The sequence below is a fragment of the Polaromonas sp. P3_C2 genome (assembly GCF_056402675.1).
This window is the reverse complement of sequence record NZ_JBFUGX010000907.1, coordinates 1-1,375: the sequence shown is the minus strand read 5'-3', so window position 1 is coordinate 1,375 and position 1,375 is coordinate 1. Positions and strand designations below refer to the sequence as shown.

The window sequence follows — 1,375 nt, the reverse complement described above, 5'->3', positions numbered from 1 at the left end:
CAGATTGCAGAGAAGCCCGACTGATTCGGGAAATCGGCGAATGCCTTCCTGCATGATCTCTTCCGCCTCCGTCATCTGCTCATGTTGAAAGAGTTCATAGCCCAATTCACGATAGGCCGGTTCAAACTCTGGCGCAAGCAGCACAACCTTCTTGAATCGGTGAATGGCCTGAGATACGTTTGCCTCCCGCTGTGCGAGCGTTCCCAACATGAAATGCGCGTCATGCTGTGTGGGATCCAGACTTGCGGCCTGTTCAAGTGCCGCCTTGGCTTCCAGAAGGTGGCCCTGCTCACTTAATACATATCCGAGATTGATCAGTGCGAAGACATCTTCTGGATCGGCCTTCGTTGCCTCGCCGTAGCACAAAGCCGCCTCATAAAGCTTGCCTTCTGCCAACAAGGCATTGCCATTCTTTTTGAGTTCAGCGCAACGATCCTTGTCAGGCGCACCGACGCTGGCTGCAGCGCTCGACGAAGCCGGCAGGATTTTTCTTAGAAGTCCGAACATGCTGCTCCAGAAAAACGGTAAGAACTACAGCTGCAAAGAAAGCCACTGCGTCAATTCATCGGCATAGGCATCATTAACGCCGCGGTCTTTCAATGTCCACAAAAAGGCATTACCCAGCTTGGCTTTTTTGTAGGTATTGAGTTTGTTGGCCCGTTTAAAGGCAGCGAGTTCATGCGACATCTTTATCAGCGTTTTTTCTGCTTTTTCCGCAAATTTCTTTTCTTTCACCGACTCTTTGGCCGGCAGCTCGCGGATCACGAGTTCCGCCAGCGAAATGCCGCACTGACTTGCGGCCCGCGTATCAAACCAGTCAAAAAACCCCATATGAACCTCCTTGTTTAGCTCTGCACCAAGCGCTTGGCCTTGGCGATCGACATCAGCATGCCGATGGCCAGTCCCAGCGTCACCATGGCCGTGCCGCCATAGCTGATGAAAGGCAGCGGCACGCCCACCACGGGCAGGATGCCGCTGACCATGCCCATGTTGACGAAAGCATAGGTGAAAAAAATCATGGTCAGCGCACCGGCCAGCAGGCGCGAAAACAGGGTCGATGCCTCCAGCGCAATGGCCAGTCCGCGCAAAATCAGGAAGATGAACGCCGCAATCAACAACAGATTGCCCAACAGACCGAACTCTTCGGAGTACGCCGCGAAGATGAAGTCGGTGGTGCGCTCGGGAATGAACTCCAGGTGCGTCTGGGTGCCGGCCATAAAGCCCTTGCCCGTGATGCCGCCCGAGCCAATGGCGATCATGCCCTGGATGATGTGAAAGCCCTTGCCCAGCGGGTCGCGCGAGGGGTCGAGCAGCGTGCAGATGCGCTGCTGCTGGTAGTCGTGCAGGATGGGCCAGCGCACGCCGTCGGCACAGA

General features: G+C 55.4%; 3 protein-coding genes. All 3 read right to left on the bottom strand.

The features are described from left to right. A partial coding sequence (locus AC1DWI_RS23265; protein WP_477725928.1) for a tetratricopeptide repeat protein occupies positions 1 to 507 on the bottom strand: 507 nt, incomplete at its 3' end. Positions 508 to 531: 24 nt separating this feature from the next. Further along, positions 532 to 831, bottom strand: coding sequence for a hypothetical protein (locus AC1DWI_RS23260; RefSeq protein WP_477668384.1), 300 nt, complete (start codon positions 829 to 831; stop codon positions 532 to 534). A gap of 14 nt (positions 832 to 845) precedes the next feature. Then, positions 846 to 1,375 (bottom strand): FtsW/RodA/SpoVE family cell cycle protein (locus AC1DWI_RS23255; RefSeq protein ID WP_477725927.1); only part of this gene is annotated, 530 nt, incomplete at its 5' end.

Bases quoted from the DNA above. Each gene is read 5' to 3' on its own strand.
- AC1DWI_RS23260 (WP_477668384.1), bottom strand. From the start codon at position 831: ATGGGGTTTTTTGACTGGTTTGATACGCGGGCCGCAAGTCAGTGCGGC.